Source organism: Sutterella parvirubra YIT 11816, from assembly GCF_000250875.1.
Lineage (GTDB): Bacteria > Pseudomonadota > Gammaproteobacteria > Burkholderiales > Burkholderiaceae_F > Sutterella > Sutterella parvirubra.
In genome coordinates this window covers 3885-12300 of the sequence record NZ_JH604859.1, presented here as the reverse complement: position 1 = coordinate 12300, position 8416 = coordinate 3885, and the positions used below count along the sequence as shown (strand labels likewise).

At 64.4% G+C, this 8416-nt stretch carries 9 protein-coding genes; 5 read left to right on the top strand and 4 right to left on the bottom strand.

The genetic code is table 11. The annotated features are described in order from the left end of the window. On the top strand, nt 1-232 hold a 232-nt coding region (locus HMPREF9440_RS11615; protein ID WP_216586049.1), incomplete at its 5' end, for a hypothetical protein. Nucleotides 233-569: 337 nt separating this feature from the next. On the opposite strand, the gene HMPREF9440_RS00945 is transcribed toward HMPREF9440_RS11615, so the two are convergent. The 3 genes from HMPREF9440_RS00945 to HMPREF9440_RS00935 are packed head-to-tail and all read right to left on the bottom strand — an operon-like array spanning nt 570 to nt 2285. Beyond that, the gene (locus HMPREF9440_RS00945) at nt 570-1151 is read right to left on the bottom strand and encodes a hypothetical protein (protein ID WP_157180680.1); all 582 of its coding nucleotides are present in this window, start codon (nt 1149-1151) and stop codon (nt 570-572) included. Further along, nucleotides 1099-1638, bottom strand: a complete 540-nt coding sequence (locus tag HMPREF9440_RS00940) for a hypothetical protein (protein WP_008540600.1) — start codon at nt 1636-1638, stop codon at nt 1099-1101. Before HMPREF9440_RS00940 ends, HMPREF9440_RS00945 begins: the two co-directional genes overlap by 53 nt. Continuing rightward, nucleotides 1635-2285, bottom strand: a complete 651-nt coding sequence (locus tag HMPREF9440_RS00935; protein ID WP_008540599.1) for a hypothetical protein — start codon at nt 2283-2285, stop codon at nt 1635-1637. The genes HMPREF9440_RS00940 and HMPREF9440_RS00935 overlap by 4 nt, the downstream gene beginning before the upstream one ends. 165 nt (nt 2286-2450) lie before the next feature. On the opposite strand from HMPREF9440_RS00935, the gene HMPREF9440_RS00930 reads away from it, so the two are divergent. The 3 genes from HMPREF9440_RS00930 (at nt 2451) to HMPREF9440_RS00920 (ending at nt 6235) form a co-directional block, all read left to right on the top strand. Beyond that, nucleotides 2451-3923, top strand: coding sequence for a bifunctional ADP-dependent NAD(P)H-hydrate dehydratase/NAD(P)H-hydrate epimerase (locus tag HMPREF9440_RS00930; protein ID WP_008540596.1), 1473 nt, complete (start codon nt 2451-2453; stop codon nt 3921-3923). 696 nt (nt 3924-4619) lie between these two features. Continuing rightward, complete coding sequence (gene ugpQ, locus HMPREF9440_RS00925) at nt 4620-5405, top strand: glycerophosphodiester phosphodiesterase (protein ID WP_008540594.1); 786 nt, start codon at nt 4620-4622, stop codon at nt 5403-5405. Next, nucleotides 5396-6235, top strand: a complete 840-nt coding sequence (locus HMPREF9440_RS00920; RefSeq protein WP_157180679.1) for an SDR family NAD(P)-dependent oxidoreductase — start codon at nt 5396-5398, stop codon at nt 6233-6235. The genes ugpQ and HMPREF9440_RS00920 overlap by 10 nt, the downstream gene beginning before the upstream one ends. Before the next feature lie 107 nt (nt 6236-6342). Here HMPREF9440_RS00920 and fnr read toward each other — a convergent pair whose 3' ends face one another. After that, nucleotides 6343-7140 carry a fumarate/nitrate reduction transcriptional regulator Fnr gene (gene fnr / locus HMPREF9440_RS00915; protein WP_008540592.1) on the bottom strand — a complete coding sequence of 266 codons (798 nt, stop codon included), beginning with the start codon at nt 7138-7140 and terminating at the stop codon, nt 6343-6345. A gap of 245 nt (nt 7141-7385) precedes the next feature. Here fnr and hemN point away from each other — a divergent pair. Further along, nucleotides 7386-8416, top strand: a 1031-nt coding sequence (gene hemN, locus HMPREF9440_RS00910) for an oxygen-independent coproporphyrinogen III oxidase (protein WP_008540591.1), incomplete at its 3' end; no start/stop codon positions are given.

Here is an 8416-nt window from a genome sequence, read left to right as displayed (position 1 = left end):
GCCCAATTCCATGGAAGCGCCTAAAAACGGTGAAATCGTTTCGCCATCATTTGGGATCCGACGCTCCGCTTCCTATCCGTTCTTTTGTCCGCAGCGATCAGCCTCTTCCGAAAAAAGCGTTTCGCGATCGGATTTCAAGCTCATGCAACGCATTGATTTTCAGGCATTTCAATTCTCCAAACCGATTCGTCGGTCTTTTCGGATTCGCGCCTCAATAGACCGACCGACATGATTTCAGCCCGTGCACGATTCTGAAACGAATGGTGAAAATAACCGGATGCGCGGTTGTTGCACGGCATCCATATCGATCCGTCGAAAACGCTTTGAAGGCATCCACGCGTCTCCGGAAGGAACATCCGGGGGCGCTGCGGGAAGAATGAGACGCCCAATCGGACGTGAACGGCAAAGAATGGCCGCCCGAATGAGAACGGGCTTTCGATCGAATGCGCGAAATGACGAACGGCAAATGAGGGGATTGAGGCGAATTCGGAGATGGAGAGAATGCGGAGATTTCGGCGAATGCGCTCCAATGGACGGACGCCGAAACGCGCCCGCCTCAAGCGCGACGACTATTCGTCGTCTTCCTCATCCCAATCCTCATCCTCCTCATCCTCCTCATCCCACTCATCGTCCTCGTCGTTCCAATCATCGGCATCAAGGCTCGGCTCCGTGGAGCTCGGCGAGGCAAGAAGCGCGGCCTCCAGGCGCGCCACCGAGGCTTCCGCCTCTTCGAACGGGATCCCGAAGGGCTCCAACCACCTGAGGAAGGGCCGGCGCTCAACTGACAGCGTGAAGCGCGGCGACTCGGTCGACTCGCGCTGAAGCGCAATGACGTCGAGCCGCGCGAAGGCGTCCGTCCAATGGAGCTTCGACTTGGAGCCGAACATCGTCGGAAGGTGCTCCCAAAGGATGAGCCCGAGGAATTCGACGAACCGTCTCGCCGTGCGCACTTTGTGGGGCGCGAGCCAACGGCCCCACTCTAGGGCTGCGAGCGAACGATGCCGGACGGCGATGATCCTGATCGCCTCTTCGGCCGACATCTCCGCCGAAGACACGAGGACGAAGCTGTTGCGCTTGAAGATCTCACGCCGGAAGTCCTCACTGCGGGGAGAGAAGGCGTCCTTCGTCGTCAAGCTCAAGATGGAACCCATCGTACGCCGAACGGTTCTTCGGGAGCGCTTTCCCGACGGACGCCCCGAGTTCCTTTTCCACACTCGCCCAATCCTCCTTGGCCTCACGAAAGCCCGACACGTCGCAGCAGAGGTAGACGAATGAGGTCGACTCATCCTCCTCGAAGACCTTGTGCCTCCCGTGGATGGTCATGCCGCGCAGGCCGCCGGAGACGGAAGCTTCGGCAATGTCCCTCAGGAGGGCGTCGCCCCAAGCCTCCTTCACTTTGACGGAGAAAGGGTTCCAACCGACCAGCATCCACACGAAGTCGTGACCATCCTTCCGGACGGTCTCAGCCACTTCTGACGTGAACGCCTCCGGATCGCCGGTGAGAACGCAGTGGTTGTAGTCCAAAGCCCCAGCCTCTCCGGTGTAGACCCAGGAACCATCGAAGACCTCGCTCCAAAGGAAGTGCGTCTCCGTGATGAAGGTCGGCACCCGAAGCGTCGCATCGTAGCCCACGGTCACGGTGCTCCAGCTGGGGAAGGGACCGTCGTCACGCACCTGCGTCGAGAAGACGTGACCCGGTTCCTTCCGGGCGCCGGCCTGTCATTCCAAGCCTCCATGAATCTGCTGACTTCCTCTCCCTCGACGTTCTTCAGAGTCTCCAGAATGTCGTCTTCGTCGGGGATCCGCATGTCTTCGGCAAAGAGCGGGTGTTCGCGCGCATATTGCTCAAAGTCGCCGCCCCTGCCCTCGGAGAGAACCATCAACGATGCAAGGTCGAGGAGGAGCGTTGCCGCATCGGGGAAATGCTCGCGAAGAAGCTTCTCCAACCTCAATTCCTTCACCGCGCGTTCCTGCACGAGGAAGGGGCCGATCTCAAGTTTTTGGCCGCGCCTCAGCTTCATTTCGGCGACGTAGCTCCTGGGGTCCCGGTGCCGACGGTACTCACGGATCTCCTCAAAGGTGGAGAGAAGGTAGCCGTAGTTGTCGTTGGGCACCATGCCTTTGCCGTCGGGCTCCAGTTTGCCGATGACGCGGTATCGCGGCACCGACCGCCCCTTCGCGTCTCTGTCCCAGTCGACGACGTACCGGACGACGGTTCCGGTCTTGGTCTTTTGAAAGGAAATGCCCTTCTCTTTCGGAACGGGCACGACGAATTTGCGGTACATGTCGGCCTCGATGGGTGCGTTGTTGCGTGGTGCCTCCCACTATACGGACCTTCGGAGCGAATGGACGGGACGGATGGACGGGCTGGGTGGGCCGGAGCGGGACGGCCGCCCGACCCGGGGTCTACAATGTTGCGTTCCGAAATTACTTTCCCCAGGACCCGACCCATGAGCCTCACGAGCCTCACGATCCTCAACGACGACGAACTCAAGCTTCTCGAACACCGCATGTCGAACCTTTTGGGCGACGACGTGCTCATGCGCCGTGCGGGTGAGGCCGCCGCGGCGTGGATCCGCGGAGAAATCAATGAGGGCGAGCGCGTGACGGTCCTCGCCGGCCCCGGCAACAACGGGGGCGACGCCGTCTGCGCGGCGCTCGCACTTCGCCGCGAAGGCGTCGCGGTCGAGCTCGTGATGCCCGGCCCCGCGAAGAGCGACCTCTGCCGCCGCATGGTGGAGGAGTGGCGCGCCGCGGGCGGCACGATTTCGGAAGACCCCTACATGACCGAACCCGCCGCGGTCGTGGTCGACGGTCTCTTCGGCACCGGTCAAGAGAAGCCCGTCTCGGGCGCCTACCTCGACGCCGTCCTTTGGTTCAACGAACGCCGCGCGAAGAAGCTCTCGCTCGACGTCCCGACCGGCCTCAACCCCGCGACCGGCAACTGGATCGGCACGATCCCGGGCTGCCGCGCCGACGCGACGATGGCGTTTCTCGCCGTCAAGGCGGGTCTCTATCTGAACGAAGGCCCCGACGCCGCGGGTGAGGTGATCCTGCGCGAGCTCGACGTGAGCGTGCCGCTGTCGTCCCTCTCCGTCACCGGCCTCGACGAATTCCGCTACGTCCGTCAGGAGCGCGCGCGCTTTTCGCACAAGGGCACCTTCGGGAAGCTTCTCGTCACGGGCGGCGACACCGGGCGCCTGGGTGCCGCGTTCCTCGCCTCGCGCGCGGCCCTGCGCCTCGGCGCCGGGAGCGTCACCCTTGAAGCCTTCGCCGAGAACGTCCCGGCGGTCGACCCGATCTCGCCCGAACTCATGTTCGCCACCGGCGCGCACCCCGTCGACGGCGACTTCACCGCGACGGTGATCGGCCCGGGGCTCGGCCAAACCGAGCGCGCCCGCGCCCGCGTGGAGGCGGCCCTAAAGTCTGAAAAGCCCCTCGTCATCGACGCCGACGCGCTCAACCTCATCGCCGCGAACATGCCGCTTCAGGACCTCCTTCTCGCGCGCCGCGCCGCCACGGTGATCACGCCGCACGAAGGCGAAGCCGCGCGGCTTCTGCGCCGCCCCGTCGAAGGCGTCACGGTCGACCGCGTCGCCGCCGCCCGGGAGCTTGCCGTCCAGTCGGGCGCGATCGTCGTCTTGAAGGGCACCGGCACGGTGACGGCGCTCCGCAGCGGCCGCGCCTGGGTGAACCCCACCGGGAACGCCATGCTCGCCACGGCCGGCTCCGGCGACGTCCTGGCCGGCATGATTGGCGCCTTCCTCGCACAGAAGTTCGACGCCGTCGAGTCCGCGCTCGCCGCCGTCTGGATTCACGGGCAGTCGGTCGACGGGTGCCTCGCGAACGTCACCGCGAGCGACATCCTTGAAATGAGCGCCGAGACGCTCGAAGTTCTCCGCGCGCGGAGCGCCGCGGAATAAAACCTGCGGCCGTCTCTTCACGCCGAGACGTTTTTCCGCGACGGCGCAAGAGACGGTCCAACGCCGGAAACGGGCCCGGTCCGAAGGCGGACGCGGGCCCCTTTTTTTCTGTCCGAGTCCTCTGCCGCAAGGAATCCCAACAAAAGAGAGCTGTCTCCTTCTCTCTACCCGAACGGGAAGCGAATCCGAGACTTCTCAACAATCCCTTACAGGTTTCGCAAATCGTTCACGCCGTACGGCCCCGCTTTCGGTATAGTTAAACCCGCGACGACGTGAGGGAAACACGTCATCGCTTTATCTTCTCCTGATACAGGTTGAAAGAAAATTGAGGGTTCGCCTCGCGGATGCTGGGAAAACATCCGCGAGGTTTTTTTCTTTTCCGCCCGGCCACCCGTTTCCGACATTGGGCCCCTCTCCGGTACTTCTCCGGTTTCCGTCCCGCTCCCGCGCACCCATTGCGAACGCCGGACGTGACCGCCTCCGAGCCCCCTCAAAGTCCCCGCAAACTCCCCGCAGAGCGCCTTCCGTCGGCCTTCCGGGCGCTTTCCCTCCACCTCCCGCACCCTTTTCCCCTCCTCCGCCTCCCGCGCCAACCTTTGACCGCCGTCGACTCCTCTGCTCGGCGCGTCTTGCCATGGGCCCGCCTCCGCACGAGAATCCACCTCGTCAACCAACAACTCAGGACCTCGACACACCATGCATCAGCACCCCGTTTGGCCTTACGCGCGCATCAGCGCGCACCGCGGCGGCGGCACGCTCGCCCCTGAAAACACGCTCGAAGCCTTCCGCACGGGCCTCCGCCATGGGTTCGCGGCGATGGAAACCGACGCGATGCTCGCCAAGGACGGCGTGCCCATCCTCATGCACGACGAAGTCTTCGGGCGCACGATCCGCGACCGTCAGGGGTCCGTCCCTGAATTGACGAGCCTTGAGGTGCGCACGTTGGACGCGGGGAGCTGGTTCTCGCCCGAATACTGCGGCATTCCGCCCGCCGGCTTTGAGCAGACCGTCCGCTGGTGCCGCGCCAACCGCTGCTGGCTCAACATCGAAATCAAGCCCGCCAAGGGGCATGAGGCCGAAACGGGCCGCGTCGTCGCGAAGATGACGCGCGAACTCTACGCGGACCTCATCTCGCCCGCGGGCGGCACCCGCGAAGGGATCGTCCCCGCGGTGCCCCTCATGAGCTCCTTCAAGGTGGCGGCGCTCGAAGCCGCGCTGGAGACCGCGCCCGAACTCCCCCGCGGGTTCCTCTTCGACGAAGTCCCTGAGGACTGGGTCGAAACGGCGAAGCGCCTCCAATGCGTGTCGGTCCACATGAACCAACGCCGCACGACCCCTGAACTCGTCGAGCGCGCCCACGCCGAAGGCTTCTGGGTCTTCTGCTACACGGTCAACAGCCCGGTGCGCCTCCAGGAACTCTGGCGCATGGGTGTGGACGCCGTCTGCACCGACCGTCTCGACATCGTCCGTCCGTGCCTGTGAGTACTGCGGCGAGCCCCAGAATCCGTTCGCTCGCCCTCGTCACGGGGGCGACGAGCGGCATCGGCCGCGCCGTCGCCGAAAATCTCGCCCACGCCGGCGTCAACCTCGTCATCAACGCCTGGAGCGCCCGGGATCTCGAGGCGTGCGCGGAACGCTGGCGCGCCTGCGGCATCGAGGTCCACCCGGTCGCGGCGGACTTGTCGGAGGCCCGTGCGGTGGAGCACCTCTGGGCCTCGACCGTCGCCCTGGCCGAAAGCCGGGACTTCCGCTTCGACATCCTCGTCAACAACGCCGGGTTCGGCGCCTTCGGGCCCGACGCCTCGATCGACGAGGACGTGCTCGTGAGGATGCTGCGGCTGAACGCCGAAGCCCTCATGCGGCTCACGCACCGTGCGGCGCGGAGGTTCACGGAGACGGGCACGCCTTCGGCGCCCGCCCGCATCCTCAACATCGCGAGCACGGCGGCCTTCCAGAGCATTCCCTACTTCGCGCACTACGCCGCGACGAAGGCTTTCGTGCTTTCCTACTCCGAGGCGATCGCCGCGGAACTCGACGCCTCGGCCCGAGGCCGCGTCACGCTCACGACCTGCGCGCCCGGGCCCGTGAGGACGGGCTTCGGCGTCGCGGCGGGACTCCGGGAAGACTCCCCGTTCGACCGTCAGGCGATGGACGCCGGGGGCGTCGCGAAGGAAGCCCTTCGCGCCATGCGCGCGGGCGAGCGGCTCGTCGTCTGCGGCGGCCTCAACCGCTTCGGTGCGGTGCTGACGCAGTTGGCGCCCCGACGGTTGGCGACGCGGATCGCAGGGGCGCTTCTCTCAAAGATGAAGTGAACCGCCCGACACCGGGCAAAGACGCCGGACAAGCAAAACGCCCCGCAACCACTCAGGTTCGGGGCGTTCTTCCATTCAACTGTTCAGGCTTCAGCGCTTTCCACGCTTCAAGCCTTCTTCACCGGAATCTTCCTCGCGGGCGGCGTGTCGTCCGCGTTCTCGGGCGGCACCCCGGAGACGATGGCGCGAAGCCCTTCGGCGTTGAAGATCCGCACGTGCTTCTGGTTCACGTCGATCAGGCCGTCGTGCGAGAAGCGCGAAAGCACGCGCGAGACCGTCTCCAGCTTCAGCCCCAGGTACGACCCGATTTCGGCGCGCGTCATGCGGAGCACGAATTCCGCGCGCGAATACCCGCGCTGCTCGTAGCGCTGCGAGAGCGAAAGGAGGAACGCCGCCAGGCGTTCTTCGGCGTGCATCGACCCCAGAAGCAGCATCACGCCGTGCTGGCGCACGATTTCGCGCGAGAGGAGCTTCATGAAGTGCGAGCCCATCGCGTGCATCGAGGTGGCGGTGTCTTCCAGCGTTTCCCACGGGATCATGCAGACTTCGGTGTCTTCCAAGGCGATCACGTCGCAGGAGTGCACGCCCGAGGCGATGCCGTCCACGCCCACCATGTCGCCCGCCATGAAGAAGTTCGTCACCTGCTCGCGGCCGTCCGAGGAGAGCACGATGCTCTTTAAAAAGCCCAGGCGCACCGCATACACCGCCTCAAAGCTGTCGCCCACGCGGAAGAGCGCCTCGCCGCGCTTCACGCGCTTCCTGGTGCTCACCAAATCCTCCACGCGCTCGACTTCCTTCAGGGAAAGTCCCGTAGGCAGGCACGACTCCCGCAGGTTGCAGTTCGAGCAGGCGACCCTCAGCGAGGACAAATTCAACATCGGGGCTTTCTCCCATCGGTCGGTCATGGGTCCCGTCGGGTGGTCGGCCGGCGGAGGCGGCATGGCCTGTGATTGCTAATCTACAAATAATCTCGGATGCCTAAAATCAACCGCAATTTCCCCGCCGAGACGGGAATGCGTGTGCGGCGCGCGGCCTCAAAACCGCTTCCGCTTGGAAGGACGCTGCATTGACAACCGTCAAGAAACGCCATTCTTCCGCTCAATAATATCAGGAACCTTAACTTAAGTCATACCAAAGAGAGGGACACACGATGACGACCCCGGAAACCAGCGGCGTCGAGCTGCCCGACATGGACCTGCTCCGCAAGTTCGACGTACCCGCGCCGCGCTACACCTCTTATCCGACCGCCGACCGCTTCCACGCCCAGTTCGGCGTCGAAGACTATGAGCGCGCGCTCGCGGGCCGCAAGGACGCGAAGGACCCCGCGCCCCTCTCGCTTTACGTTCACGTCCCCTTCTGCAACGACGTCTGCTACTACTGCGGCTGCAACAAGATCGTGACGCGCGACCACTCGAAGAGCCGCGAGTACATCGAGGCGATCGGAATGGAAGCCGACCTCGTGAAGGCCCACATCACGGGCTCGCAGGAATTGGAGCAGCTCCACTTCGGCGGCGGCACCCCGACGTTCCTTGAGAACGACGAACTCGAACTCATGATGGAAACGTTGACGAAGCGTTTCCCCCTGGCCGAAAAGGGCGAATTCTCGATCGAAGTCGACCCCCGTTCGACCCCGCCCGAAAAGGTGGAAAAGCTCCGTCAGCTGGGCTTGAACCGCATGTCCTGCGGCGTTCAGGACTTCAACCCCGACGTCCAGAAGGCCGTGAACCGCATCCAGCCCTTCGAGCAGACGAAGGCGACGATCGACGCCGCGCGCGCCTGCGGCTTCGAGTCGGTCAACATGGACCTCATCTACGGGCTCCCGAAGCAGACGCGCGAAACCTTCGCGAAGACGATCGACCAGGTTCTTGAAATCTCGCCCGACCGCATCGCGCTCTACCACTACGCGCACCTCCCGAACCACTTCAAGGCGCAGCGCCGCATCCTCCCCGCGGACCTTCCCGGCACGGTCGAGAAGGTGAACATCATGTTCGACGCGATCACGCGCCTGACCGCGAACGGCTACCGCTACATCGGCATGGACCACTTCGCCAAAGCGGACGACGAACTCTCCCGCGCGCAGGTCGAAGGGACGCTGCAGCGCAACTTCCAGGGCTACTCCACCAAGGCCGAATGCGACATGGTGGCGTTGGGCGTCTCCGGGATCTCGAAGATCGGCCCGCA